Genomic DNA, 24,895 nt, shown 5'->3' with positions numbered 1-24,895 from the left:
GGGGCGCACCATGTCGCCCCGGCCGGTCGCCGTGCTCCTACGCCAGGTCCAGTGCCCGCTTCAGGAAGTCCACCTGGAGCAGCAGCAGGTTCTCGGCCACCTGCTCCTGGGGCGTCATGTGCGTCACGCCCGTCAGCGGCAGCACCTCATGCGGCCGGCCCGCCGCCAGCAGCGCCGACGACAACTTCAGCGTGTGTGCCGCCACCACATTGTCGTCCGCCAGCCCATGGATGATCATCAGTGGCCGGGCGGGGTTCTCCGGCGCCGACAGACCGTCGTCCGTGATCAGCGAGTTCGCCGCGTACACCTCCGGAGCCTCCTCCGGAAGCCCCAGGTACCGCTCCATGTAATGCGTGTCGTACAGCCGCAGATCCGACATCGGCGCGCCCGCGACGGCCGCGTGGAACACATCCGGCCGCCGCAGCACCGCCATCGCGGCCAGGTAGCCGCCGAACGACCAGCCCCGCATCGCCACCCGGTCCAGGTCCAGCGGGAACCGGTCCGCCAGCCCGTGCAGCGCCTCGATCTGGTCGTCCAGCGTCAGCGTGAACCGCTCCTTGATCGCCTTCTCCCAGCCCGGCGAACGGCCCGGTGCGCCCCGCCCGTCCGCCACGACCACCGCGAAGCCCTGCTCGGCGAACCACTGCGACGTCAGGTGCGGATTGTGCGCCGCCACCACCCGCTGCCCGTGCGGCCCGCCGTACGGGTCCAGCAGCACCGGCAGCGGCCCGTCGCCCTCCCGGTAACCCCGGGGCAGCAGCACCGCGCACGGGATGCGGCGCGGACCCGACTCGGTGAGCGTCAGGCGCGGCGAGAGCACCGGCTTCTCCGCGTACGACGCCACCTCCGCCACCGGCTTGCCGTCCCGCAGCACCCGCACCGTCGTCCCCGGCTCACCGGGCCGCGCCGATGCCAGGACGGTCACCGCCCCGGACCGGACCGCCGAGTGGATTCCGGGCCCCTCGGAGACGCGCTCCACGCCCAGTTCGTTGACCCGGTACACATGAATCTCGCCAATTTCCGCCTCCGCGGCCTCCTCGCCCGCCGACGCCGACACCAGCACGTCGTTCTCGCCCACGTCCAGGACGCCCCGGAGGTGGAGCTGCGCTCCCGTCAACGTCCGGTCGCCGACCGCCAGCACCCGCGCCCCGCCCTCGTCGGCGATCCGCACCAGCCGCCCGTCCGGAGCCCACGCGGGCACCCCACCGAGCAGTTCCAGCCAGTCCGGGTCCTCGTCGACATGGACCGTCCGGGTCGTCCCCGTCGCGGTGTCCACCGCCAGATACAGCTGCGTACGCTGGTCACGGGCCTGCACCAGCAGCAGCGGCGCCCCACCGGAGGACCAGTGCACGCGCGCCAGATACGGGTAGCGCGTACGGTCCCACTCGACTTCCGTACGCGTTCCGTCCAGGCCGAGCAGACACAGCGACACCTCCGCGTCGGCCGTGCCCGCCGCCGGATACGCCACCTTCACCGGCTCCCGGTCCGGATGCGCCGGATCGGAGATCCACCAGCGCTGTACGGGGCTGTCGTCGGCCCTTGCGACCAGCAGCCGGTCCGACTCCGGCGCCCACCAGAACCCGCGCGAACGGCCCATCTCCTCGGCCGCGACGAACTCCGCCAGCCCATAGGTGACGTGCTCGTTCTCCGGCTCGGCCAGCGCCCGGTCGTCGCCCTCGCCCCCGGCGCCCGTCACCCGCAGGGCGCCCCCGGACACATACGCGACGTACCGCCCGTCCGGCGACGGCCGCGGATCGATCACCGGACCCGGTACGCGCAGTTCACGCGCCGTCCCGGCCCTCAGCTCGGCCACGAACAGCCGCCCCGACAGCGCGAACGCCGCCAACTCGACGGCTCCGTCCACCGCGTACCCCACGATGCCGCCCGCGCCTTCCCGGCTGCGCTCGCGGCGCGCCCGCTCCTCGGGCGACAACTCCTCCTCCGCGCCGCCCAGCAGGGCCTCCGGCTCGGCGGCCACGCGCTCGCGCAAGCCGTCGTCCAGATCGAGCACCCACAGCCGGTTCGCTCTGTCGGTGCCGGAGGGGGAGCGGAGGAAGACGACCCGGGAGCCGTCGGGCGAGACGGTGAACGCCCGGGGAACACCAAGGGTGTAGCGCTGAGTCCGTGCGTACTGGCGAGGGAATGAGAGCTGTTGCCTGGAGGTCATACGACCGAAACTAGCGGTCGTGCGCCCCCAGTGCTGCCGTGCACCGATCGATGCGTGGGAACGGATAGTTATGATCCGTAGCGCCAGGTGGGTATGTACCCTCCGGCACGTGCGCCCTGCCCGGTCCGGAACGAACACGTATGGAGGTGAACCGCCGTGGCACTCTCGATTTCGGCGGTGGTGCTGCTGGCGATCGTCGTCTTCCTGCTGATCCGGAAGTCCGGCCTGAAGGCCGGCCACGCGGTCGTCTGCATGCTGCTCGGCTTCTACCTGGCGAGTTCCTCCATCGCCCCGACCATCAGTGAGCTGACCACCAACGTGGCGGGCATGATCGGCGGCATCAAGTTCTAGGCGCCGGGTTCCGGGCGGCCACGTTCTAGGGTGTCCGTATGACGGAACTCCCCGCCCGTCGTCTGCTCCTGGTGCACGCGCACCCCGACGACGAGTCGATCAACAACGGCACCACCATGGCCAAGTACGCGGCCGAGGGTGCCCAGGTCACCCTGGTGACCTGCACACGCGGCGAAGAGGGCGAGGTCATCCCGCCCCACCTCGCCCATCTGGCACCCGACCGGGAGGACCGGCTCGGCCCCCACCGCGTCGGCGAACTGGCCGCCGCGATGAAGGAGCTGGGCGTCACCGACCACCGCTTCCTGGGCGGGCCGGGCCGGTTCCGCGACTCCGGGATGATGGGCGCCGAGCAGAACCGCCGCGACGGCGCCTTCTGGAACACGGACGTGGACGACGCCGCTCCGTACCTCGTCGAGATCATCCGGTCCGTCCGCCCGCAGGTGCTGGTGACGTACGACCCGGACGGCGGCTACGGCCACCCCGACCACATCCAGGCCCACCGCGTCGCCATGCGCGCCGCCGAACTGGCCGCCGAGCCGGCCTTCCGGCGCGACCTCGGCGACCCGCACGAGATCGCCAAGATCTACTGGAACCGGGTGCCGCGCACGGTCGCCGAAGAGGCCTTCGCCCGGCTGCGGGCGGCAGACGCCTTCCCGCACGTCGCCGCCGTCGACGACGTACCCGGTGTCGTCGACGACGAGCTGATCACGGCCGAGATCGGTGGGGCGGACCACGCCGAACGGAAGGCGGCGGCGATGCGCGCCCACGCCACGCAAATCGCCGTGGAGGGGACCTTCTTCGCGCTCTCCAACAACCTGGGGCAGCCCATTTTCGGTACGGAGTACTACCAGTTGGTACGGGGCGAGCCCGGCGCCCCGGCCGGGCGGCGCGAGGACGACCTGTTCGCCGGGGTGGCGTCATGAGGGCCGCGCGGATCGTCTGGTACGCGGGCCTGGCCGTCCTCGGGGCCGTGGTCGGCCTCGCCGGGGCGCTGGTGCAATCCGCCTGGTTCCCGGGCGGGTTGCTGCTGGCGCTGACCGCGTGCGCGGGCCTCTTCTACGGCGGCCTGCGGGCGACGGGCACGCAGGTGGGCGTGGTGGCGCCGGGCGTCGGCTGGCTGGTCGCCGTCGTGCTGCTGAGCCTCGGCCGGCCCGAGGGCGACCAGGTCTTCTGGGGCGGCGCCGCCGAGCTGGTGTACGTCCTCGGCGGCATGGTCGCCGCTGTGATGTGTGCCACGATCCCACGGCTCCCGCATCGGGACGGCCGATCCGGGTCACCTGGCATGTGACGTGCCCTGACTTGGGGCGGAATGACCGATCGGGTTCTCCCGGTCGTGGGATACCCGGCGGCGGTGGCCAGTATGGTGGTGCGCGCCGCCGAGCGCCCGCACGTGTAAGAGCGGGCGGCGGAGCCAACCGGGAGAACCTGCTTTGAGTCGTGAAACTGACAGTTCGTCCTCCGGCCCCCAGGGGCGCGGCGGAGCCGCGTACCCCTCGGGTACACCGCCGTACGGATCGCGCCAGTATCCGTCGCTGCACCCGACGCAGGACGCACCGGAGGAGGGTGCCGGAGCCGCCGCCGCGGAGCCGGACGAGCCCAGGACCGAGACCACGCTGACCACCCGCATCCGGATCAACATCCCCGGATCGCGGCCCATCCCGCCGGTCGTCGTGCGCAAGCCGGTGAGCGAGACGGACGGGATTGTCGCGGCCCCGGCCCCGGCCCCCCGGGCCGCCGCCGAGCGGGCACCGGCGGCCGAGGCGCCGAAGCCGGCGGAAGAGCCGCAGGCGGAGGAGAAGCCGGCCAGCGACTGGTTCGCCCCCCGCAAGCCCCCGACTCCCGCGCCCACGCCCACGTCTTCGTCCGCGCCCACGCCCTCGTCCGCGTCCGCGCCCGCGCCCGGGTCCGCCCCGCACGGTGACGTCCCGCGCCCCGAGGCCCCGCGCCCGCACAGCTCGCTCGCGGAGCTGGCGGCGGACGCGTCGGCCCCCGGCCGCCCGGCGCACCCGAGCGGCCCGACGACGGGCCCGGCGACCGGCAGCATGGGCGCCGTGCCGTGGGTGTCCGACGACACCGCCGTACTGACGCCGCAGAAGCCCGCGCCCGGGCCCGGGTTCGAGCCGGAGTACGAACGTTCGTACGAGCCGGGCCCGCCGGCCGGTGGCAACGTGTCGGGGGACACGCTCACCAGCGGCATCCCCGTGGTCCCGCCGGAGCACCGCACCTCGTCGCCGTTCCCGGTCTCCGGCCCGGCGCAGGTCGCCGCCGAACGGGGCCCCGCGCCGTACGAGGAGCCCGCCCCGGCGCCGGCCCCCGCGCCGCCCGCCCCGGCTCCCGCACCCGCTCCCGCCGCCTCCACCCCCGCCCGCCCGCAGAAGAAGGGCCGCTCGAAGCTGGTCCTCCTGGGCGTGGCGGCGATCGTCCTGACCGGTGTCGCGTACGGCGCCGGTCTGCTCCTCAACCACTCCGACGTACCCAAGGGCACCACCGTCCTCGGCGTCGACATCGGCGGCGGCACCAAGGAGCAGGCGGTCCAGAAGCTCGAAACCGCCTTCGGCGAGCACGCCTCCGCCCCGCTCCAGCTCAGCGTGGACGGCAAGAAGGAGGAGCTGGCCCCCGAGAAGGCCGGCCTGTCCCTCGACGCCCAGGAGACCGTCCGGGCCGCCGCGGGCGCCGACTACAACCCCGTCTCCGTGATCGGCTCCCTCTTCGGCGGCAAGCGCGTCGCCCAGCCGGTCATCCCGGTCGACGAGGAGAAGCTGGGCGTCGCCCTGACCGAACTGGCGGGCACGTCCGGCTCGGCCACCGAGGGCACGATCCGGTTCGAGCCGAACAAGGCCGTCGCCGTACCCGGCAAGGCGGGCAAGGCCCTCGACGTCCAGCGGTCGATGATCTCCGTACGGGACGCCTACCGCGCCCAGGTCGAGACGGGCCGGACGAACCCGGTGGAACTGCCCGTCGTCACCAAGGAACCCACCATCACCCAGGCCGAACTGGACCGGGCGATGAAGGAGTTCGCCGAGCCCGCGATGTCCGGGCTGGTCACCATCAAGGCGGGCGGCAAGGAGATCCAGTTCGGCCCGTCGCGGTCCCTCCCGAAGATCCTCTCCATGAAGCCGATCAACGGCCGCCTGGTCGAGGTCTACAACAAGCAGGCGATCACCGAGCTCCTCGACGGCGTCTTCGAGGGAGTCATGATCACCAAGGGTGACGGCAAGCAGCACGAGGTCTCCGCCGACGACGTGGCCCACGCGATGCAGAAGGCCCTCCTCGGCAAGACCCCCGCCGAGCGCACCGAGACGATCGAGCTCGACCCCCAGGGCTGACCCGCCCGGGCACAAGGCCCCCCGCCCACCCGGGCGGGGGGCCTTTCGGGTGAGCCGGGGGCGGCCCGGGCATGCCCGGACGCCGCAGGGGTTACCGGTGCCGGCATGACCGCTCAGCTCCGCCTCCGTACCCTCTCCGTCGCCGCTGCCGTGTGCGCCGCGGCGGCGGCGGCCCCGCTCCTCACCGGCTGCGGGGACGCCCGGGAATCACGCGTCGCCGCGGCCGCGCCCTCCCCGTACGGCAGCCCCACCGGCACCTCGTCGCCACGCCGGCCGACCCAGGACCAGGCGGAGCGGAAAGCCCTGCTCGGAGCCACCAAGGTGCCGTGGGACAAGGCGGCCGGGACGGCGGTCGGCGGGGTGCCGGAGGGGAAGCTCGCCGAGATCGAGCTCACGTGGGCGCGCTCCGCCGTCGGCAGCCCGAGCCCGGGTCCCCGCACCCCCGAGTGGGAGTCCACGGTCGTCGCCAAGGACGGCACCGCCCACACCGTCCGCGTCGACGCCGTGTCCGGCAAGGTGACCGAGTCGCGGATCGACCCCGGTCAGGCCCCGGACGACAAACGCGAACTCGCCGACCGGCTCGGCGCCGTCACGGTCACTCCGCAACGGGCCGCCAAGACGGCCACCGACCGGAAGAAGGGGACGGTCACCGCCGTCCAACTGGACGACGCGGTCTGGTCCGTGGACGTCGTGACGACGAACGACTGGAACAAGACGACGTACGACCTCGACGCGAAGACCGGCAAGATCGTGCGCGAGCACATGGACCGCGACTGACGCGGACCCCGCGCCGGGCGCCCCGGCGAGGTGCCGGACACTGCCGGTGGGTGGGGGCGTGGCCCCTCCGGGCTCACCTCCTCGAGGCCGGCGGCCTCGGGTGCCCACTACGGGAGCCGTCCCATGGCCGCCGACCTCTGCGGGGCGACCCTGCACGGCCCCGCCCGGCCGTCGTCCGTCTACGGGCCGGGGGGTGCGGCCTCGCCCGGGCGTCGTCCGTCTATCGGGCCGGGGGTGCGGCCTCGACGCGGCGGGGTCAGTTGAGCATCGCGCGGGCCGCCCGGGCCCGGTGGCGGACCGTCTCCGCCATGGCCGGTTCGACGGGGGCCACGACCTCGGCGTACGCGTCCATCTCCGCCGCGCCCGTCAGGAAGTCGCCGCGCTGGACCAGCAGCTGGGCGCGCTCGTAGCGCAGCCGGGCCGGGTGCGCGGGCAGCAGCAGGGACAGCTCGACCGCCCACAGGGCCACGTCCGAGCGCTCCGGGCGTACGGAGGCCCAGGCGCGGATGTTGTTGAGGATCCGCTGCATGATCTGCAACGGGTCCGTGGGGGTCAGCATCGACGGGTGCAGGCGCTCCCCGGTCGCCCCCGCCACCAGCAGCTCCGCGTCCGGCCCGGTCAGCGCCCGGCCCCCGGCGAACGGGTCCGCGAGCACCTGCTCCTCCGGGTCGCCGAACCCGACCACGAAGTGCCCCGGCAACGCCACCCCGTACACCGGCGCGCCCGCCCGCCTCGCGACCTCGATCCACACCACCGACAGCAGGATCGGCAGGCCCCGTCGGCGGCGCAGCACCTCGGGCAGCAGCGACGACTGCAGGAGCTGGTAGTCGCCGGGCGTGCCGTGGAAGCCGCACCGTTCGCCGAGGAGGCCGGCGAGCGCGGCCGCCCAGGAGCGCGGTCCGCGCACCCCGTACGGCAGCAGCCCGGCCAGCCGGTCCAGCTCGATCTCGGCGGCGTCCATCCCGGCCTGTCCCAGCGCCGGGTCCGCCTCGGCGCCCACCAGCAGGCACAGCGTCGCGAGGTCCGGCCGTTCCTCGCGGGCCTCCTCGGCGAATCGGCGGCGCCACTCGGTGGTGTGCATACGCGTCACGTACCCGCTTCGGGAGATCGGAAGTGGTGGTACAGGTGGTGGACGGTGAAGCCCATCCCTTCGTACAGGGTCAGGGCACCACCATTGTCCGACTCCACCTGGAGCCACCCCGCGGACGCGCCCTCCTCCAGCGCCCGGCGGGCCAGCGCCGCCATGACCGCCGTGCCGAGTCCCTGCCTGCGGTACGCCGGGTCCACCTCGACCGCCATGAAGCCGGCCCACCGCCCGTCGACCACGCACCGCCCGATCGCCGCCGGGACGTCGCCGTCGCCCGGTACGGAGGCGAACCACACGGACGGGCCGCTGTCCAGGACGTGCAGGACGTGGGGGCCGGGGACGCCCGAGCGGTTGTAACGGCGCAGCCACGCCTCGTCCACGGACCGGGAGAGCCGGACATCGCCCGGCTCCTGGTCGCCGACCGGCGCCAGGGCCCCGATCCGCACCTCCGCCGTGACCTCCCGGCGCCAGCCGCGCTCCTCCAGCGCCGCGCACAGCCGCTCCTGGGTGCCCTCCGCGCCGGTCGCGGTCTGTACGTACGGGGGCAGGCCGCGCTCCTCGTACCAGGCACGCGCGCGTGCCAGGGCGTCGTCCAGCGGCATGCCGGGATCACCGAGCGGCAGCACCGAGTTGGCCCGCCGGGTGAACCCGCCGGCGGCCCGCAGCGTCCACTCCCCGAGCGGCTCGCTCTCCACCGGCTGCCACGCCCGCGCGGTCACCCGTGCGAGCTCCTCGAAACCGGCCGCGGGGCCCCTGCGCCGGGCGGGCGCGGCGGGTACGACCTTCCCCGCGACCAGCGACGATTCCGGGATTCGGACAGTCTCGCCGGTCCGTCGTGTGATCAGCAGCACACCCTCGGTCCATGATGTGAGAACACCAACCGTGTCGGTGAACCTCTCCGGCCGTGCTCCGGTGTCGCTCAACCGGCGGACGGAGACTCGTTTACCCACGTCAGAGGGGCTGATCCGGACCTCCAGCCGTCCGCCCGCAGTGAATTCCACAGCTGTGTCCGCCCCTCCTGTTCGGTTCCGTCCCGAGAACGGAGATACTAGGTGCGGGCATCGACGACGCCGCGCTCCCGCGCAAACAGCCCTACCGAGGAGGAACGACCAGCGTGACCTACGTCATCGCGCAGCCTTGTGTCGACGTCAAGGACAAGGCGTGCATCGAGGAGTGCCCCGTCGACTGCATCTACGAGGGCCAGCGGTCCTTGTACATCCACCCGGACGAATGCGTCGACTGCGGTGCTTGTGAGCCGGTCTGCCCGGTCGAGGCGATCTTCTACGAGGACGACACTCCGGAGGAGTGGAAGGACTACTACAAGGCGAACGTCGAGTTCTTCGACGACCTCGGTTCGCCCGGTGGTGCCTCGAAGCTGGGCCTGATCGAGCGCGACCACCCCTTCATCGCCGCCCTGCCGCCGCAGAACGGCTGATCGCGCACTCTCGGTCCCGTACGGCCCCGCCGCTGTACGGGACCGACGCGTACGCCCCTCAGTAAGAAAGCGAGCACCGTGTCCTCCCCCGTCTCCTCACGCCTCCCCGTCTTCCCGTGGGACAGGCTCGAGCCGTACAAGAAGACGGCCATGGCCCACCCGGACGGCATCGTGGACCTTTCCGTCGGGACGCCCGTGGACCCCGTCCCCGAGGTGATCCGGCGGGCACTGACGGCCGCGGCGGACTCGCCGGGCTATCCGACGGTGTGGGGGACCCCCGAGCTGCGTGACGCGCTCACCGGCTGGTGCGAGCGGCGCCTCGGCGCACGCGGCTTCGCCCACACCAATGTCCTGCCGGTCGTCGGCTCCAAGGAGCTCGTGGCCTGGCTGCCGACCCAGCTCGGCCTGGGCGCCGGGGACACGGTGGCCTACCCGCGGCTGGCCTACCCGACGTACGAGGTCGGCGCGCGGCTGTGCGGCGCGACGCCGGTCGTCTACGACGACCCCACGGAGCTCGACCCGGCCGGGCTGAAGCTGCTGTGGCTGAACTCGCCGTCCAACCCGACCGGCAAGGTCATCCCCAAGGACGAGCTGATCCGGATCGTCGCCTGGGCGCGCGAGCACGGCATCCTCGTCTTCAGCGACGAGTGCTACCTGGAGCTCGGCTGGGAGGCCGACCCCGTCTCCGTACTGCACCCGGACGTGTGCGGCGGTTCGTACGAGGGCATCGTCGCCGTCCACTCGCTGTCCAAGCGCTCGAACCTGGCCGGGTACCGCGCCGCGTTCATCGCGGGCGACGCGGCCGTCCTCGGCGAGCTGCTCCAGATCCGCAAGCACGGCGGAATGATGACGCCCGCCCCGGTGCAGGCGGCCACGGTCGCCGCGCTCGGCGACGACGCACATGTGGCCGAGCAGCGCGCCCGGTACGCGGCACGGCGCACGGCGCTGCGCACGGCCCTGGAGACGCACGGCTTCCGGATCGAGCACAGCGAGGCGAGCCTGTATCTGTGGGCGACCCGCGACGAGGCGTGCTGGGACACGGTGGCGTACCTGGCGTCCCTCGGGATCCTGGTCGCGCCAGGTGACTTCTACGGCGCGGCGGGGGAGCGGTTCGTGCGCGTGGCGTTCACGGCCACGGACGAGCGGGTCGAGGCCGCGGTCAAGCGGCTGGGCTGAGACACGCGAAGGGCCCGGGGAGAGTGGGTGACTCCCCGGGCCCTTCGCATGCGGTTCTACTTGCCGGGCGCCGGCAGGGTCTTCACCGGCAGCTGAGCCGGCACGCCGCCGCCGAGCGCGTCGGTGGGCGCGGCGCCCGCGGCCCCGCCGACGATGTCACCGGCGCTGCCGGCCGCGTCACCGGCGGCCTTCTGGGCCGCGGGGGTGGTGGTCTCGCCCGTCTTGGCGACGGTCTCGCCCGTGGCGGGAACCGCCTGCTCGACCGCCTGGCCGCCGGCCTCGCCGACCATGCCGGTCGTGCTCTTGGAGGCGCCGCTGGCGGTGTCGGTCGCCGAGGCGGTGTCGAGGCTGCTCACGCCGCCCAGCTGGGGGGCGTTGGGAAGGTCCACGGCGCTTGCGGAGCCGGCCGCACCGACCACGGGAGCTGCGCCCGCTGCGATCAGCAGCGCGGCACGGGCGATCCGACGGGTCAGGGGGAGGGACATGATGCTCCTTCGACGGGAGAGGTCGTTTGACTGTGGTGCCTGTCCGACGATCGGACGCTGTGACAACCGCTCGGAGGGCGGGGAAGGTTGCGGTGGCCCGAGGTAAAGAGTTGGTAATGCGTCGCATTATCGGCTCCGCCTAAATCCGGGCAAACGAGCAGAGTTCCCAGCGGGCGAAGAACCGTCACTTCCCTGTGCTGACAAGGGAATTGGAGCCGAGTGGCGAGTTGAGGGAAATCCGGCCGCCGACGCAATGCCGAGTGCCTCGGCCGAGTGAATTCCCGCACGCGCGCCCGGCCGCATTTCGAGCACCAGCACCCGCGCATGCGGTGCGGGCCGCACCCGTTGCGGTGTCCCCCGCAGACGCCGGACGGCCGGGCGGGGCCGTGCAGGGTCGCCCCCGAGGGGCCACGCCCCCACCCACGACCCCGCTGCGCGCGCGCCGGGCGGGGTCCCGCGTCGGCCCCGGGGCGTCACCGGGGCACGACCTCGGGCACCGGCACGGGCACGGCCAGGGCCACCGGCACGGCACGGGCACCGGCACGGGCACGGCCACGGGCACCGGCACGACCACGGGCGCGGTGCCCCGCCGTGCGTGAGGCGGGGGTGCTACTTCGCGACGCGGATGCGGACCTCGTCCATGGGCGCGGCGTCGTCCGGGGCAGGGCGCCAGCCGTCCTCCGACTCCTCCGCGCTCCAGACGCGGCCCGCGTACGAGACCTCCGCCAGTCCGAGGGCGTCCGCCTGGGCCACCGCCCACTGCGCCAGCTCCCAGCCGCCGCGCGACCCGTCGCCGGGCGTCGCGCCCTCGGGACCCGAACCGGCGGTCACGCTCCGGACCGGTACGGAGATGCCGGGCGCCGCCCCGCCCGGGGGCAGGTCGCCGAACGCCCGCTTCAGCTCCGCCCGTACCCTCGCCGGGTCGCCGGCCTTCACCGGCCCGCTGCCGGACGTGCACGTCAGGGACGCGGGCGCCCGCCCCGTGAGCGCGGCGGCGAGCAGCGAGGCGTCCGGCTCGTGCTTCGCGTACGCCTGCGGGAAACCGCTGCGCTGCACGCGCTGCGCGGCGACGGTCAGCGGGAGCCGTGAGTAGCCGGGGACCTTGGCGAGGTGGTCGTAGAACTTCCCGGCCGAGAAGACCGGGTCGAGGATCTGCTTCTCGGTGCCCCACCCCTGCGAGGGGCGCTGCTGGAACAGGCCGAGGGAGTCGCGGTCGCCGTACCGGATGTTGCGCAGGGCGGACTCCTGGAGAGCGGTCGCCAGCGCGATGGTGACCGCGCGCTCGGGCATTCCGCGCGACGTTCCGACGGCGGAGATCGTCGCGGCGTTGGAGGCCTGCTCGGGCGTGAACCGGTAGGTGTTGCTCCCGCTGCCCACGACGCAGTGCGGGGCGTCTTTGCCGCCTGTCACGTACTGCACGACCACGTACGCGATCACCGCCAGCAGCACGGCGAGCGCGACGGCGATTCTCGGAGGGCGAGGTCGGCGGGGGCGGGTGGACTCGGACACGGAGCCCACCGTACTGGAGGCCGGGATAGGCTCGGCACCATGTCCGAGACCATGCCTGCCACCATGCTGGACCTCACCCAGGACGGCCCTGCACTCACCGCCGCGCTCGTCGACTTCCCCTCGGTCAGCGGCACGGAGAAGCCCCTCGCCGACGCGATCGAGCAGGCGCTGCGCACGCTTCCGCACCTGACGGTCGACCGGTACGGCAACAACGTCGTCGCCCGGACGAACCTGGACCGGGCCGAGCGGGTCGTCCTGGCCGGGCACATCGACACCGTGCCGATCGCCGACAACGTCCCCTCCCGGCTCGACGAGAACGGGATCCTGTGGGGCTGCGGCACCTCGGACATGAAGTCCGGCGTCGCCGTCCAGCTGCGCATCGCCGCGACCGTCCCCGAGCCCAACCGCGACCTCACCTTCGTCTTCTACGACAACGAAGAGGTCGCCGCCCACCTCAACGGCCTCGGGCATGTGGCCGCCGCACACCCGGAATGGCTGGAGGGCGACTTCGCCGTCCTGCTGGAGCCGTCCGACGGCCAGGTGGAGGGCGGCTGCCAGGGCACGCTGCGGGTCCACCTCCGCACCAAGGGCGAGCGGGCCCACTCCGCGCGCAGCTGGATGGGGTCCAACGCCATCCACGCCGCCGCCCCGATCCTGGCGAAGCTGGCCGCGTACGAACCGCGTCGCCCGGTGATCGACGGCCTGGAGTACCACGAGGGTCTCAACGCCGTCGGGATCGAGGGCGGGGTCGCCACCAACGTCATCCCCGACGAGTGCACCGTGATCGTCAACTACCGCTACGCGCCGGACCGCTCCATGGAGGAGGCCGAGGCCCACGTGCGTGAGGTGTTCGCGGACTGCGGCGTCGACGAGTTCGTGGTGGACGACCACACGGGCGGCGCCCTGCCGGGGCTGTCGCACCCGGCCGCCGCGGCCTTCATGGCGGCGGTCGGCGGCACCGCTCAGCCCAAGTTCGGCTGGACGGACGTGTCCCGGTTCAGCGCGCTGGGCGTGCCCGCCGTCAACTACGGCCCCGGTGACGCGCTCTTCGCGCACAAGCGGGACGAGCACGTCGCCGTCGACAAGATCACGCACTGTGAACGGCGACTGTACGACTGGCTCACTGCCTGACCTCCGTAATTTCGCCTTTTGTCACGTCCGTCGCCCTACCCTGAGCGGGAAACGATGTTCAGCGGAGGGAGCGGATCATGGGCAACCCCGAGGCCGAGGCCGAAGGACTGCGAGCGCTGGCCGAGCAGCGGCTGGGGCCGGTACTGCGCCGTCGGGAGCAGGTTCAGCCCGGCACCACCGATCAGCGGCTGCTGGACACCGCGGGCGACTCCGAGTGGGTCCACACCGACCCGTGGCGCGTCATGCGCATCCAGTCGGAGTTCGTGGAGGGCTTCGGCGCGCTGGCCGAACTGCCCAGCGCGATCAGCGTCTTCGGCTCGGCCCGCACCCCGGTGGGCACGCCGGAGTACGAGGCGGGCGTCCGGATCGGCCGGGCGCTGGTCGAGGCGGGCTTCGCGGTGATCACGGGCGGCGGCCCGGGCGCCATGGAGGCGGCGAACAAGGGCGCACGGGAGGCGAAGGGGGTCTCCGTGGGCCTCGGCATCGAGCTGCCCTTCGAGCAGGGGCTGAACCCGCACGTCGACATCGGCGTCAACTTCCGCTACTTCTTCGTGCGGAAGACGATGTTCGTGAAGTACGCCCAGGGCTTCGTCGTCCTGCCGGGCGGGCTCGGCACCCTGGACGAGCTCTTCGAGGCGCTCACCCTGGTCCAGACGCGGAAGGTGACCCGCTTCCCGATCGTGCTGTTCGGTACGGAGTACTGGTCCGGCCTGGTCGACTGGCTCCGCGGCACGGTCATCGCCCAGGGCAAGGCCTCCGAGCACGACCTGATGCTCTTCCACGTCACGGACGACGTCGACGAGGCGGTCGCCCTGGTCACCAAGGAGACCGGGCCCGGCCGCCCCTGACGAGAGGCCCTAGGCCAACCCCCGGCGGGCGACCGCCGGGGGGCGGTGCCCCGCGATGGAGGCCACCATGTCCAGTACCTGCTTGGTCTCCGCGACCTCGTGGACGCGGTAGACCTGGGCGCCCAGCCACGCCGAGACGGCCGTCGTCGCGAGCGTGCCCAGCACCCGCTCCTTGACCGGCTTGTCGAGCGTCTCGCCGACGAAGTCCTTGTTGGACAGCGACACCAGCACCGGCCAGCCCGTGTCCGTCATCTCGCCCAGCCGGCGGGTCGCCTCCAGGCTGTGCCGGGTGTTCTTCCCGAAGTCGTGACCGGGGTCGATCATGATGCCGTCGCGGCGTACGCCCAGCTCCACGGCGCGTTCCGCCAGCCCCACGGTCACCCGCAGGATGTCCGCCATCACGTCGTCGTACGTGGTCCGGTGCGGCCGGGTGCGCGGCTCGGCGCCGCCCGCGTGCGTGCACACCAGACCCGCGCCGTGCCGCGCGGCGACCTCCGCGAGCCTCGGGTCCACCCCGCCCCACGCGTCGTTCAGCAGGTCGGCGCCCGCCTCGCACACCGCCTCGCCGACGTCGTGCCGCCAGGTGTCGACGCTGATCACCACCTCGGGGAACCGCCGGCGCACCTCGGCCACGAAACCGACCGTGCGACGCGCCTCCTCCTCGGCCGTCACCTCGTCCCCGGGACCGGCCTTCACTCCACCGATGTCGATGATCGCAGCACCCTCGGACACCGCCTGCTCGACGCGGGCGAGCGCCGGCTCGTCGCGGAACGTGGCGCCCTGGTCGTAGAAGGAGTCCGGGGTCCGGTTCACGATGGCCATGATCACCGGCTCGTGCGCCTCGAATTCACGCCGTCCCAAGCGCAGCATCCCGTGTCTCCTCCTCGCGTTCGGTCGCCTGCGACCTTAACCGTCGGTGGCGCATGGCACGATCGGCAGCGATACGTTTTCGCTCCCGGTGGAGAGGCACGCTCGTGTTCTGGTTCTTGGCTGTAGCGATGGTGGTGGTCGTTGCCGCGGTCACTCTCGCCGTGATCGGCGGTGGGGAGAGCGACGTGCTTCCCGAAGCGGCGCCCGAGCACACGGTGGACCAGCTGCCGCTGACCCGGCCCGTCGACCGCGCCGACATCGACGCGCTGCGGCTGCCGCTGGCGCCTCGCGGCTACCGCATGGCGGAGGTCGACGACGTGCTGGACAGGCTCGGCGCCGAGCTGGCCGAGCGGGACGCGCGGATCGCCGAGCTGGAGGCCGCGCTGGCGGGAGCCCGTGCGGAGGCGTCGGGCCGGCCCCCCGCGGCCGGGGAGGCGCCCGGCGAGGAGCGGGGCCAGTGACCGGTGAGGCCCTGCCCGGCCCGGACGGGAGGCTGCGCTGCCCGTGGGGCCTGTCCACCGAGGACTACGTCCGGTACCACGACGAGGAGTGGGGCCGCCCCGTCCACGGCGACGACGCCCTGTTCGAGCGGCTCTGCCTGGAGGCCTTCCAGTCGGGCCTGTCCTGGATCACGATCCTCCGCCGCCGGGAGGGCTTCCGCCGGGCGTTCGCCGGATTCAAGATCGCCGCGGTCGCGGAGTTCACCGACGCCGACAAGGGCCGGCTCCTGGCCGACACCGGGATCATCCGCAACCGCGCCAAGATCGACGCGTCCATCGCCAACGCGCGCGTCCTGGCCGGCTGGGCGCCCGGTGAGCTGGACGCCCTGATCTGGTCCTACGCCCCGGACCCCGCCTCCCGCCCGGCCCCCCGCACCGTCGCCGACGTCCCGGCGGTGACGCCCGAGTCGACGGCCCTGTCCAAGACGCTCAAGAAGGCGGGCCTCCGCTTCATCGGCCCGACGACGGCGTACGCCCTGATGCAGGCCTGCGGCCTGGTCGACGACCACCTCGCCGGCTGCGCGGCCCGCGGCGGCGGGGCCTGACCCGGGGCCCCCGCGGGAGGGCTTTCTCCCGCTGTGGGCCCCTCCCGGCGGGAGCGTCTCCCCCGGTTGTGCCCACCCGTCCCGCAGGGCGATGGGGGTGCCCCCTGCTCGAGCGAAGCCGAGAGCTTGGGGGAGGGTGGGCACAACGGGGCGGGGCGGTGCCTGTTCCCGGTTCCGCCCGGGGCGGGGCGGGTGGCTGGGCCCGGTGGCCTGGTCGGGGCCCCCCGGGCTCGACTCTCCCCCAGAGGGGGCACCCCCACGCGGCCGGCGGCCCCAGACCCGGGCAGGGGAGCCGTTTCCAGGCCGCCGGCCTCTGCGGGGACGACCCTGCACGGCCCTCCTCGCCGTAGTCGAGGAAGGGCACCCGCGGGCCGAGGCGCGGCCACGGCTCAGGCGCCTGCCCCGGAGACGGCCCCGCCGCGGTCGCGCGATCGGCCCTCCTCCACCTGGCACCCCGCCGGAGGGCTCAGCGGCCCAGGTACTTGGGCTTCTCCTTGGCCAGGAAGGCCTGGACCGCGATGGCGTGGTCCTCGGACGCGCCCGCCAGCGTCTGGAGCTCGTCCTCCTTGTCCAGCGCCTCGTCCAGCGTGTGGGACGCCCCGTACGCCAGGGACCTCTTCAGCGCCGCGTACGCCAGGGTCGGCCCCTCCGCGAGGCTGCGGGCCACGGAGGCCGCCTCGGCCGCCAGGTCCGCCGCCGGGACCAGCCTGGTCGCGATGCCCAGCTCGTACGCCTCCTGTGCCGTGATCGAGCGCGGGAAGAACAGCAGGTCCGCCGCCCGGCCGGGACCCACCACGCGGGGCAGCGTCCACGAGACGCCCGAGTCGGCGGTCAGCGCCACCCCGGCGAAGGAGGTGTTGAAGGACGCCGTGTCGGCCACGACCCGGTAGTCGGCCGCCAGCGCGAAGCCGAAGCCCGCCCCGGCCGCGATCCCGTTCACCCCGGCGACCACGGGCTTCGGCATACCGGCGATCGCCCGGACGATCGGGTTGTAGTGCTCCCGCACGGTGCTCATCGTGTGTTCGGTGCCGATCAGCGCGACGTGCTCCTTGAGGTCCTGCCCCACGCAGAACGCCCGGCCCGTCGCGGTCAGCAGGACCGCCCGTACGGCCGTGTCCTCCGCCGCGGCGAGCAGCGAGTCCCGGAGGGCGGTCTTCGCCTGCGCGTTCATCGCGTTCATGGCGTCGGGCCGGTTGAGCGTGATCGTGGCGAGTCCGTCGCTCACCTCGTACAGCACGGTGTCGGCCATGGCAGGGTCCCCTTTGCGGCTACGGCGGTGATGTCCCGCCCAGCATGGCGGAGATCATCGCGCCCGGACATGTGACCTGCGTCAAAGAAAGTCAGGCCCCGCCGCCGTGCGCGGCGGCGAAGTATCGCAGGCGTATCGCCGAATTGGACGGTTTTGCGAGAGCGCGTTGCGCAAGCGATGCCTACTGATGTTGGTCATCGGGTCCTGCCATGCGGGATAATGACCTGGAAGCAATGTGTTCGATGCCGGTGATGCGTGCCCATGCCAGAGGGCCGTCGGCGACGATGAGCTGGTTTCAGGAAGGGGAACGAGCATGGCGGCCATGAAGCCGCGGACGGGCGACGGCCCGCTCGAGGTGACCAAGGAGGGGCGGGGCATCGTCATGCGCGTTCCGCTCGAAGGCGGCGGTCGGCTTGTCGTCGAGCTGACTCCGGACGAGGCCGACGCGCTCGGCGACGCACTCAAGAAGGTCGTGGGCTGACGCGGAACGCTCCCTGTTTTCCGAGAGCCCCGGCACGGTACGCGGTGACGCGACCGGGCCGGGGCTTTCGTATACGGGTGAGTGCGCCGCTCAGCCCCGGCGCACCGCGCACAGCAGCCCGTCGCCCACCGGCAGCAGCGACGGCAGCAGCTCCTGGCTCTCCCGTACCGCCCGCAGCAGTTCCCGCAGCCTGAGCACCTCGGCCGGCTGGGCCGCCGAATCCACCGTGCGGCCGTCCGCGAAGACGCCCTCGAAACAGACCAGGCCACCCGGTCGCAGCAGGCGCAACGATTCAGCGAGATAGTCCAGGCACTCCGTGCGGTCGCCGTCGCAGAAGACGAGGTCATAGCCGCCGTCCGCGAGCCGGGGGAGTACGTCGAGGGCGCGGCCGGGGATGAAACGGGCCCGGTTCCCGGCGAAGCCGGCCGCCCGGAACGCCTGCTTGGCGAACTGCTGGCGCTCCGGCTCGGGGTCCACCGTGGTCAGGACGCCGTCGGGACGCATGCCCTCCAGCAGGTAGATCCCGGACACCCCGGTCCCGGTGCCGATCTCCGCCACGGCCTTGGCGTCCGCCGTGGCCGCGAGCAGACGCAGCGCGGCGCCGGTGCCTGGCGACACCGAGGGCAGCCCCGCGTCCCGTGCCCGGTCACGGGCCCAGCGCAGCGCTTCGTCCTCGGCGACAAAGGCGTCGGCGAACGCCCAGCTCGTCTGCCGGTTGGCGGTAATGACCCTCTCCTGTCCCCGTAGTTGGCGCAACGGTGACTGTAGCCGTTCGGGCCCGGGAACCCGCAGATGGGACCGCGCGTTATGGAGGGGCAGGGGGAGCACATGGATCAAGAGCCGAAGACGGTCCCAAATTCACGCAAAGATTCTTATCCGGAGCTAACGGGCGAGGTGGCTATGGTAGGGGCTCCACTGGACACCACCAGAGCCGATAGGGGAGGTGCGGCTGCGCCTGTGGATCGGGGAGGAGTGCTGCGGCGCTTTCTCAGGTCGGCGGGTGAGCCGAAATCCGTGACCGACACCGCTGACCGTTCCATGCCCGCCGACTTCGCACCCACCACCGCGACCTTCGCCTCGGATGCGGAATCGCAGGCGTGGACTCCGCCCTCGTGGGAGGAGATCGTCAGCACGCACAGTGGCCGGGTCTACCGCCTCGCGTACCGCCTGACCGGCAATCAGCACGACGCCGAGGACCTCACCCAGGAAGTCTTCGTCCGGGTCTTCCGCTCGCTGTCCACGTACACGCCCGGGACCTTCGAGGGCTGGCTGCACCGCATCACCACCAACCTCTTCCTGGACATGGTGCGCCGCAAGCAGCGCATCCGGTTCGACGCGCTCGGCGACGACGCGGCGGAGCGGCTGCCCAGCCGCGAGCCGTCGCCCCAGCAGGTCTTCCACGACACGCACTTCGACGCCGACGTTCAGCAGGCCCTCGACACCCTCGCGCCCGAGTTCCGCGCGGCGGTGGTCCTGTGCGACATCGAAGGGCTGTCGTACGAGGAGATCGCCGCGACCCTCGGGGTCAAGCTCGGCACCGTCCGCAGCCGTATCCATCGTGGCCGCTCCCACCTGCGCAAGGCCCTCAAGCACCGGTCGCCCGAGGCCCGGGCCGAGCAGCGCACCTTCGTGGCCGTGGGCGGGGAGGGCGGACCCGCGTGAGTGGCACAAGTCCGACCCCCGCGGAACAGCATCTGGGGGACCGCCTCGCCGCGCTCGTCGACGGCGAGCTCGGTCATGACGCCCGCGAGCGGGTCCTCGCCCACCTGGCGACCTGCCCCAAGTGCAAGGCCGAGGCCGACGCGCAGCGCCGGCTGAAGAGCGTCTTCGCCCAGGCCGCCCCGCCGCCGCCCTCCGAGGGGCTGCTCGCACGCCTCCAGGGGCTGCCCGGGGGTGCTCCGGGCGGTGACGACGACCGGGGCGGGCCCTTCGGCCGCGACGGCGCCTTCGGTGTGAGACCGGGCCCCTTCGGCTACGCCGGGGGAGCGGATGCGGGTTTCCGTATCCACGAGGTGGGCCGCCAGGAGGCGGAGCGTTCCTCGTGGCGCGGCCGGAGGTTCGCGTTCGCGGCCGCCAGCGCGGTGTCGTTCGCGGCGATCGCCCTGGGCGGTGCGCTGCCGACGGTCGCCACGGTGGACGCACGGGGCGACGGCACGGGCAACAGCGTCACGCCGTTGCGGTCGTCGCCCGGCCAGACGCAGGGCACCGGCACGGGCACCGGCGAGAACAGCCGCCGCCGCGGCGGCGGGTACGAGCCGGCCAAGGCGACGGACCGGCCGGCCGCGCCCCTGTCCGCCGCGCCCCTGTCCGCCGTGCCGCTGCAGGCGGTGCAGCGACCGGGAGTCCATCCCTTTCTGTCGGCTTCGCCGCTGGGCACGGTGAGCGCGCTGAACACCACGGCACCCGCACCGCTGATACGTCCCACGGCGCTGGCACCGCACCTCGCCACCGCCACCCGGCCCACTCCGACGGCCACCCCGTCACCCAGCTCGCTGCCGCTCCCCGCGGGCCGCTGACCGGCGCCCCCTGCGCGGGGACCGCCGGACCTGGTTGAATCCCCCGCAGGGGCGTCCCGCGGGGGCGCGGAACGGGCACGCAGCGGGGAGAACATGGACGACGGGAAGCCCACGGAGTCGAAGCCGAAGTGGTGGAGCCGCCCGACGCGGCAGCACGCGGTAGCGGAGCCGGGCAGCCCCGAGGGCGCCCAGCAGACGCCCCCGCCCGCCCCGGCCGAGGAGCCGGTCTCCTCTCCGGCCACCGCAGCGGAGACCGCCGTGCAGGCCGCCGCACCGTCTCCGGCCACCGCAGCGGCCGGGGAGCGGACGGCGGTGGCGGCGGCGCGCCCGCAGCCGTTGCACCAGCCGGACGAGTACAGCACCCCGCCCTACGGCGAACCCGGCCCCTGGGCGCCCGCACCGCCCGTACAGCGGCCCATGGCGACCCCCGCGCACGGGACCTCCGTCCCGCCCGCGTACGGCACGCCGCAGCCGCCGAGCGCGCCGCCGACGGGCACACCGCAACCGGGTCCACCGCAGCAGCACCCCCAGCCCCCCGCCCCGCCGCAGCCGCAGCCGCAACAGGCCCATCCGGTGCCCCAGCCGACGCAGTGGTTGCAGTACGACCCCTGGAGCACACCCGGTGGCGGGCCGCAGCAGCCGCTCCTCCACCCCGGCGGCCCCGTACCGCACGCACCGCGCAAGGGGCGGCGCCGCGGTCTCGCCGTGGTCGCCGCGCTGCTGTTCGCCGGGCTCACCGGCGTACTGGGCGGCGGCGTCGGCGCGTACATCGAGCGGCACGGCGGCATCACCACCCTCGAGCTTCCGCAGGCCGGCCGTGAGGACGGCGGCCGGGCCCCCGACAGCGTCGCCGGTATCGCGGCCAGCGCCCTGCCCGGCGTCGTCACCCTCCACGTCAGCGGCGGCGGCGAACAGGGCACCGGCACCGGCTTCGTCCTCGACGAGCAGGGGCACATCCTCACCAACCACCATGTCGTCGACCCGGCCGGCCCCTCCGGCGACATCACCGTCACCTTCAGCGGCGGCGAGACGGCCGTGGCCGAGCTCGTGGGCAAGGACAGCGGGTACGACCTCGCGGTCGTCCAGGTGAAGGGCGTCTCCAACCTCAAGCCGCTGCCGCTGGGCAACTCCGACAACGTCCGCGTCGGTGACCCGGTCGTCGCGATCGGCGCCCCCTTCGACCTCCAGAACACCGTGACCTCCGGCATCATCAGCGCCAAGGAGCGGCCCATCACCGCGGGCGGCGAGAAGGGCGACGGCAGCGACATCAGCTATGTCGACGCCCTCCAGACCGACGCGCCGATAAACCCCGGCAACTCGGGTGGTCCGCTGCTCGACGCCAAGGCGCGGGTCATCGGTATCAACAGCGCCATCCGTGCCGCCGACAGCGGCTCCGGACCCGACGGCGGCCAGGCCGGGTCGATAGGGCTCGGCTTCGCCATCCCCGTCAACCAGGGAAAGCGCGTCGCCGAGGAGCTCATCAACACCGGCAAGGCGAGCCACCCCGTCATCGGCGTCAGCCTCGACATGAAGTACACCGGTGACGGCGCCAGGGTCGGCGAGAAGGCCCAGGACGGCGGCGCCTCCGTCACGCCGGGCGGCCCGGCCGCCAAGGCGGGCATCCGGCCCGGCGACGTCATCACCAAGGTGGACGGCCAGCGGGTGCACAGCGGCGAGGAGCTGATCGTCAAGATCCGCGCCCACCGCCCCGGCGACCGGCTCCGGCTGACCCTGGAGCGCGGCGGCAAGGAGCAGACCAAGACGCTGACGCTCGGTTCCTCCGCCGGTGGCTGAACATCCACCGGGAGGTCACCACGAGGTACCGCCCGGCCAGCCCGGCCAGGTACCGTGTTACGGGCCCCGGGCCCTGACCGGACGGACCGGACGGACCGACGGACCACGGACCACGGACCGGACCTGTGAAGGAGCAGCAAGGTGTTCAACGACATAGGCGCACTCGAGCTGGTGGCGCTCGTGGTCCTTGCCGTGCTCGTCTTCGGCCCGGACAAGCTGCCGAAGGTCATCCAGGACGTCTCCGGCTTCATCCGCAAGATCCGTGACTTCTCGGAGAACGCGAAGCAGGACATCCGCAGCGAACTCGGCCCGGAGTTCAAGGACTTCGAATTCGAGGACCTGAACCCCAAGACGTTCATCCGCAAGCAGCTGACGGAGAACGAGGACCTGAAGGAGCTCCGCAGCAGCTTCGATCTCAAGAAGGAGATCAACGACGTCGCCGACGCCGTCAACGGCCATGAGCCGGACGCGTCGGTCCCGGCCGTGGTCAACGGCGCGCACGGCGGCACGGACCTGCTGAAGAAGGGCGACGGGCCCGGCCACGGCGAGCGCCCGCCGTTCGACGCCGACGCCACCTGAGCCCCTCCCGCGCCGCTCTTCCGGAAAGACCTCCCGCAGGGTGGCTATCCTCTCCATCTGTCCGGTTGCGAGACCGCCCGTGGGGCGCGCCGTACCGGACTCGATTGATCGAGGAGGCGGCCGGGCAGATGGAGACGACGAGTCGAGTAGGGGCGCAGGGTGCCGCACCCGGCACCACGTCGACGTCCGAGGCGACCGGGACGCCCGAGGGGGTGCCCGCAGCCCGGCGTACGGTCGACGGCTATCTGCGTGCGTCGTTCCCCTGGTACGGGCTGGACGAGGCCTTCACCGGGCCGCGCTGGCTGATGCAGGTCGGCACGTCCGCCGACGGCACGGTGCAGCACGGCTCGATCGGCCACGGTGACGAGCCGTCGATACGGCCGGACCGGCTCGAAGCGGCCGGGGCGGAGAAGGAGCGGTTCGCAGCCGTCGTGACGGTCGCGGCGAGCCCCGTGCGCCGCAGCGGTGACGGTACGGGGGTGCTGGACGCCACCAGCGTGTCGTCCGCCGCCTGGCTGGCCGGTTCGGGGCTCCTCGCGTACACCTGGCCGCCCCAGCTGGACCACTCACTGCGGGACGACTGGCTGGACCAGCAGACCGAGGCCGCCTTCGAGCTCGCCGACGACCTGAACGGCCCGGAGTGGTCGACGCTCTCGCTGCCGGTCGACGGCGTCCCGACGCCGTTCCACTACCGCGAGTCCGAGTTCGGCTGGGTGCTGGCCGGGACGACACGCAGCGGGGTCCATCTGGGTGCGTACGGACGGGGGATGAGCGCGTACGGCCTGGGGTTCGCCGTGGTGCAGGACATCACCGCGTACGCGTAGCCGGGCACGGAGAACGCGGGAAGGGGCACCGCTCGGCGAGCGGCGCCCCTTCCGGCGTGATCAGAACGTCGTGATCAGAACGTCGTGATCAGAACTTGTTGCGCGGGGTGATCCCCAGCGACATGCCCGACAGGCCGCGCTGACGGCCGCCCAGCTTGCCCGCGATGGAGCGCAGTGCCGCGCCCGCCGGTGAGTCGGGATCGGTCAGGACGACCGGCTTGCCCTCGTCGCCGCCCTCGCGCAGCCGTACGTCGATCGGGATGGAGCCCAGCACCGGAACCGTGGCGCCGGTGGTCTTCGTCAGGCCGTCGGCGACCTGCTGGCCGCCGCCCGTGCCGAAGACGTCGACCATCTCGTCACAGTGCGGGCAGGGCAGGCCCGACATGTTCTCGACGACGCCCACGATCTTCTGGTGGGTCTGTACGGCGATCGAGCCGGCCCGCTCGGCGACCTCGGCGGCGGCCTGCTGCGGCGTGGTGACGACCAGGATCTCGGCGTTCGGCACCAGCTGCGCGACGGAGATCGCGATGTCACCGGTGCCCGGCGGCAGGTCCATCAGCAGCACGTCCAGGTCGCCCCAGTACACGTCCGCGAGGAACTGCTGGAGCGCGCGGTGCAGCATCGGGCCGCGCCAGACCACCGGAGCGTTGCCCGGGGTGAACATACCGATGGAGATGACCTTCACGCCGTTCGCCGACGGCGGCATGATCATGTTCTCGACCTGGGTGGGGCGGCCGTCCGCGCCCAGCATGCGGGGCACGCTGTGACCGTAGATGTCGGCGTCCACGACACCGACCTTCAGCCCGTCGGCGGCCATCGCCGCCGCCAGGTTCACGGTCACGGACGACTTGCCGACGCCGCCCTTGCCGGAGGCCACGGCGTACACCCGGGTCAACGAGCCGGGCTTGGCGAACGGCACCTCGCGCTCGGCGGTGGTGCCGCGCAGCGCGGCGGCCAACTCCTTGCGCTGCTCGTCGCTCATCACGTCGAGCGTCACGTCGACGCCGGTGACGCCCTCCACACGGGAGACGGCCTCGCTCACCCGCGTGATGATCGTCTCGCGCATGGGGCAGCCGGAGACGGTGAGGTAGACGGTGACGGCGACCGCCCCGTCCGCACCGACCTCCACCGACTTGACCATGCCGAGCTCAGTGATCGGTCGGTTGATCTCGGGGTCGTTCACCGTCGCCAGTGCTTCGCGCACCGCGTCTTCCGTAACCATATTGGAGATGGTACGGCGCCGGA

Annotated in this window: 26 protein-coding genes; 17 read left to right on the top strand and 9 right to left on the bottom strand. The window is 72.9% G+C overall.

All coding sequences use genetic code 11. From position 1 onward, the window contains the following. Window positions 1-37: 37 nt before the first annotated feature. The gene (locus ABT360_RS15505; protein ID WP_351815409.1) at window positions 38-2,167 is read right to left on the bottom strand and encodes a S9 family peptidase; all 2,130 of its coding nucleotides are present in this window, start codon (window positions 2,165-2,167) and stop codon (window positions 38-40) included. Between the two features lie 156 nt (window positions 2,168-2,323). On the opposite strand from ABT360_RS15505, the gene ABT360_RS15500 reads away from it, so the two are divergent. The 5 genes from ABT360_RS15500 (at window position 2,324) to ABT360_RS15480 (ending at window position 6,621) form a co-directional block, all read left to right on the top strand. Beyond that, window positions 2,324-2,518 carry a hypothetical protein gene (locus ABT360_RS15500; RefSeq protein WP_189550932.1) on the top strand — a complete coding sequence of 65 codons (195 nt, stop codon included), beginning with the start codon at window positions 2,324-2,326 and terminating at the stop codon, window positions 2,516-2,518. 38 nt (window positions 2,519-2,556) lie between these two features. After that, window positions 2,557-3,441: an N-acetyl-1-D-myo-inositol-2-amino-2-deoxy-alpha-D-glucopyranoside deacetylase gene (gene mshB / locus ABT360_RS15495; protein ID WP_351815405.1), complete on the top strand. Its 885-nt coding sequence runs from the start codon at window positions 2,557-2,559 to the stop codon at window positions 3,439-3,441. Continuing rightward, window positions 3,438-3,806 (top strand): DUF6113 family protein, encoded by a 369-nt coding sequence (locus ABT360_RS15490; RefSeq protein WP_351815403.1) that lies wholly within the window; start codon window positions 3,438-3,440, stop codon window positions 3,804-3,806. Before mshB ends, ABT360_RS15490 begins: the two co-directional genes overlap by 4 nt. Window positions 3,807-3,948: 142 nt before the next feature. Then, window positions 3,949-5,844, top strand: a complete 1,896-nt coding sequence (locus tag ABT360_RS15485) for a hypothetical protein (RefSeq protein WP_351815400.1) — start codon at window positions 3,949-3,951, stop codon at window positions 5,842-5,844. 105 nt (window positions 5,845-5,949) lie between these two features. Then, window positions 5,950-6,621: a PepSY domain-containing protein gene (locus tag ABT360_RS15480; RefSeq protein WP_351815397.1), complete on the top strand. Its 672-nt coding sequence runs from the start codon at window positions 5,950-5,952 to the stop codon at window positions 6,619-6,621. Window positions 6,622-6,877: 256 nt separating this feature from the next. Here ABT360_RS15480 and ABT360_RS15475 read toward each other — a convergent pair whose 3' ends face one another. Next, window positions 6,878-7,702, bottom strand: coding sequence for a transglutaminase-like domain-containing protein (locus tag ABT360_RS15475; protein ID WP_351815394.1), 825 nt, complete (start codon window positions 7,700-7,702; stop codon window positions 6,878-6,880). Window positions 7,703-7,707: 5 nt separating this feature from the next. After that, entirely contained in the window at window positions 7,708-8,709 is a 1,002-nt protein-coding gene (locus tag ABT360_RS15470; protein WP_351815392.1) for a GNAT family N-acetyltransferase, read from the bottom strand. A gap of 113 nt (window positions 8,710-8,822) precedes the next feature. On the opposite strand from ABT360_RS15470, the gene fdxA reads away from it, so the two are divergent. Then, on the top strand, window positions 8,823-9,143 hold the full coding sequence (fdxA, locus tag ABT360_RS15465) for a ferredoxin (RefSeq protein ID WP_031078476.1): 321 nt from the start codon (window positions 8,823-8,825) through the stop codon (window positions 9,141-9,143). 78 nt (window positions 9,144-9,221) lie between these two features. After that, window positions 9,222-10,319 carry a bifunctional succinyldiaminopimelate transaminase/glutamate-prephenate aminotransferase gene (locus ABT360_RS15460; protein ID WP_351815389.1) on the top strand — a complete coding sequence of 366 codons (1,098 nt, stop codon included), beginning with the start codon at window positions 9,222-9,224 and terminating at the stop codon, window positions 10,317-10,319. Window positions 10,320-10,375: 56 nt separating this feature from the next. Here the strand turns inward: ABT360_RS15460 and ABT360_RS15455 are convergent, their stop codons facing one another. Continuing rightward, entirely contained in the window at window positions 10,376-10,804 is a 429-nt protein-coding gene (locus ABT360_RS15455; RefSeq protein WP_351815386.1) for an ATP-binding protein, read from the bottom strand. Between the two features lie 609 nt (window positions 10,805-11,413). Beyond that, entirely contained in the window at window positions 11,414-12,322 is a 909-nt protein-coding gene (locus tag ABT360_RS15450) for a hypothetical protein (protein WP_351815383.1), read from the bottom strand. A gap of 42 nt (window positions 12,323-12,364) precedes the next feature. On the opposite strand from ABT360_RS15450, the gene dapE reads away from it, so the two are divergent. Together dapE and ABT360_RS15440 are read left to right on the top strand one after the other, a co-directional pair. Beyond that, entirely contained in the window at window positions 12,365-13,444 is a 1,080-nt protein-coding gene (gene dapE / locus ABT360_RS15445) for a succinyl-diaminopimelate desuccinylase (protein ID WP_351815451.1), read from the top strand. 77 nt (window positions 13,445-13,521) lie between these two features. Then, window positions 13,522-14,292, top strand: coding sequence for an LOG family protein (locus ABT360_RS15440; RefSeq protein ID WP_351815380.1), 771 nt, complete (start codon window positions 13,522-13,524; stop codon window positions 14,290-14,292). 9 nt (window positions 14,293-14,301) lie between these two features. Here ABT360_RS15440 and folP read toward each other — a convergent pair whose 3' ends face one another. Beyond that, window positions 14,302-15,162: a dihydropteroate synthase gene (gene folP / locus ABT360_RS15435; protein ID WP_351815377.1), complete on the bottom strand. Its 861-nt coding sequence runs from the start codon at window positions 15,160-15,162 to the stop codon at window positions 14,302-14,304. 128 nt (window positions 15,163-15,290) lie between these two features. On the opposite strand from folP, the gene ABT360_RS15430 reads away from it, so the two are divergent. Next, window positions 15,291-15,623: a DivIVA domain-containing protein gene (locus tag ABT360_RS15430; RefSeq protein ID WP_351815374.1), complete on the top strand. Its 333-nt coding sequence runs from the start codon at window positions 15,291-15,293 to the stop codon at window positions 15,621-15,623. After that, window positions 15,620-16,207 (top strand): DNA-3-methyladenine glycosylase I, encoded by a 588-nt coding sequence (locus ABT360_RS15425; RefSeq protein ID WP_351815371.1) that lies wholly within the window; start codon window positions 15,620-15,622, stop codon window positions 16,205-16,207. The genes ABT360_RS15430 and ABT360_RS15425 overlap by 4 nt, the downstream gene beginning before the upstream one ends. A 466-nt stretch (window positions 16,208-16,673) precedes the next feature. On the opposite strand, the gene ABT360_RS15420 is transcribed toward ABT360_RS15425, so the two are convergent. Next, window positions 16,674-17,456, bottom strand: coding sequence for an enoyl-CoA hydratase/isomerase family protein (locus ABT360_RS15420; RefSeq protein WP_351815368.1), 783 nt, complete (start codon window positions 17,454-17,456; stop codon window positions 16,674-16,676). A gap of 313 nt (window positions 17,457-17,769) precedes the next feature. Here ABT360_RS15420 and ABT360_RS15415 point away from each other — a divergent pair, with 313 nt between their 5' ends. Further along, window positions 17,770-17,937 carry a DUF3117 domain-containing protein gene (locus ABT360_RS15415; protein WP_003966491.1) on the top strand — a complete coding sequence of 56 codons (168 nt, stop codon included), beginning with the start codon at window positions 17,770-17,772 and terminating at the stop codon, window positions 17,935-17,937. A gap of 90 nt (window positions 17,938-18,027) precedes the next feature. Here ABT360_RS15415 and ABT360_RS15410 read toward each other — a convergent pair whose 3' ends face one another. Then, window positions 18,028-18,693, bottom strand: coding sequence for an O-methyltransferase (locus ABT360_RS15410; protein WP_084895721.1), 666 nt, complete (start codon window positions 18,691-18,693; stop codon window positions 18,028-18,030). Window positions 18,694-18,837: 144 nt separating this feature from the next. On the opposite strand from ABT360_RS15410, the gene sigE reads away from it, so the two are divergent. The 5 genes from sigE to ABT360_RS15385 all read left to right on the top strand — a co-directional run bounded on the left by sigE (window position 18,838) and on the right by ABT360_RS15385 (window position 23,650). Further along, window positions 18,838-19,599: an RNA polymerase sigma factor SigE gene (sigE, locus tag ABT360_RS15405; RefSeq protein WP_351815364.1), complete on the top strand. Its 762-nt coding sequence runs from the start codon at window positions 18,838-18,840 to the stop codon at window positions 19,597-19,599. Further along, window positions 19,596-20,453, top strand: coding sequence for an anti-sigma factor family protein (locus ABT360_RS15400; RefSeq protein WP_351815361.1), 858 nt, complete (start codon window positions 19,596-19,598; stop codon window positions 20,451-20,453). The genes sigE and ABT360_RS15400 overlap by 4 nt, the downstream gene beginning before the upstream one ends. 93 nt (window positions 20,454-20,546) lie before the next feature. Then, the gene (locus ABT360_RS15395; RefSeq protein WP_351815358.1) at window positions 20,547-22,247 is read left to right on the top strand and encodes a S1C family serine protease; all 1,701 of its coding nucleotides are present in this window, start codon (window positions 20,547-20,549) and stop codon (window positions 22,245-22,247) included. Window positions 22,248-22,388: 141 nt separating this feature from the next. Then, on the top strand, window positions 22,389-22,826 hold the full coding sequence (locus tag ABT360_RS15390; RefSeq protein ID WP_351815355.1) for a sec-independent translocase: 438 nt from the start codon (window positions 22,389-22,391) through the stop codon (window positions 22,824-22,826). Between the two features lie 128 nt (window positions 22,827-22,954). Further along, window positions 22,955-23,650 (top strand): hypothetical protein, encoded by a 696-nt coding sequence (locus tag ABT360_RS15385; protein WP_351815352.1) that lies wholly within the window; start codon window positions 22,955-22,957, stop codon window positions 23,648-23,650. An 88-nt stretch (window positions 23,651-23,738) separates the two neighbouring features. Here ABT360_RS15385 and ABT360_RS15380 read toward each other — a convergent pair whose 3' ends face one another. Next, window positions 23,739-24,872, bottom strand: a complete 1,134-nt coding sequence (locus ABT360_RS15380; protein WP_351815349.1) for an Mrp/NBP35 family ATP-binding protein — start codon at window positions 24,870-24,872, stop codon at window positions 23,739-23,741. Between the last annotated feature and the right edge of the window lie 23 nt (window positions 24,873-24,895).

It is taken from the genome of Streptomyces sp. NPDC000229 (genome assembly GCF_040300825.1).
Classification (GTDB): domain Bacteria; phylum Actinomycetota; class Actinomycetes; order Streptomycetales; family Streptomycetaceae; genus Streptomyces.
Note: the sequence above shows the minus strand (reverse complement) of the source record. Positions and strands in the feature narration are given on the sequence as shown.

Excerpts from the sequence above, each read along its gene's own strand:
- ABT360_RS15505 (WP_351815409.1), bottom strand. The coding sequence starts at position 2,167 with ATGACCTCCAGGCAACAGCTCTCATTCCCTCGCCAGTACGCACGGACT.
- mshB (WP_351815405.1), top strand. The coding sequence starts at position 2,557 with ATGACGGAACTCCCCGCCCGTCGTCTGCTCCTGGTGCACGCGCACCCC.
- ABT360_RS15490 (WP_351815403.1), top strand. The coding sequence starts at position 3,438 with ATGAGGGCCGCGCGGATCGTCTGGTACGCGGGCCTGGCCGTCCTCGGG.
- ABT360_RS15480 (WP_351815397.1), top strand. The coding sequence starts at position 5,950 with ATGACCGCTCAGCTCCGCCTCCGTACCCTCTCCGTCGCCGCTGCCGTG.
- ABT360_RS15475 (WP_351815394.1), bottom strand. The coding sequence starts at position 7,702 with ATGCACACCACCGAGTGGCGCCGCCGATTCGCCGAGGAGGCCCGCGAG.
- ABT360_RS15455 (WP_351815386.1), bottom strand. The coding sequence starts at position 10,804 with ATGTCCCTCCCCCTGACCCGTCGGATCGCCCGTGCCGCGCTGCTGATC.
- dapE (WP_351815451.1), top strand. The coding sequence starts at position 12,365 with ATGCCTGCCACCATGCTGGACCTCACCCAGGACGGCCCTGCACTCACC.
- ABT360_RS15440 (WP_351815380.1), top strand. The coding sequence starts at position 13,522 with ATGGGCAACCCCGAGGCCGAGGCCGAAGGACTGCGAGCGCTGGCCGAG.
- folP (WP_351815377.1), bottom strand. The coding sequence starts at position 15,162 with ATGCTGCGCTTGGGACGGCGTGAATTCGAGGCGCACGAGCCGGTGATC.
- ABT360_RS15430 (WP_351815374.1), top strand. The coding sequence starts at position 15,291 with ATGGTGGTGGTCGTTGCCGCGGTCACTCTCGCCGTGATCGGCGGTGGG.
- ABT360_RS15420 (WP_351815368.1), bottom strand. The coding sequence starts at position 17,456 with ATGGCCGACACCGTGCTGTACGAGGTGAGCGACGGACTCGCCACGATC.
- ABT360_RS15415 (WP_003966491.1), top strand. The coding sequence starts at position 17,770 with ATGGCGGCCATGAAGCCGCGGACGGGCGACGGCCCGCTCGAGGTGACC.
- sigE (WP_351815364.1), top strand. The coding sequence starts at position 18,838 with ATGGTAGGGGCTCCACTGGACACCACCAGAGCCGATAGGGGAGGTGCG.
- ABT360_RS15395 (WP_351815358.1), top strand. The coding sequence starts at position 20,547 with ATGGACGACGGGAAGCCCACGGAGTCGAAGCCGAAGTGGTGGAGCCGC.
- ABT360_RS15385 (WP_351815352.1), top strand. The coding sequence starts at position 22,955 with ATGGAGACGACGAGTCGAGTAGGGGCGCAGGGTGCCGCACCCGGCACC.
- ABT360_RS15380 (WP_351815349.1), bottom strand. The coding sequence starts at position 24,872 with ATGGTTACGGAAGACGCGGTGCGCGAAGCACTGGCGACGGTGAACGAC.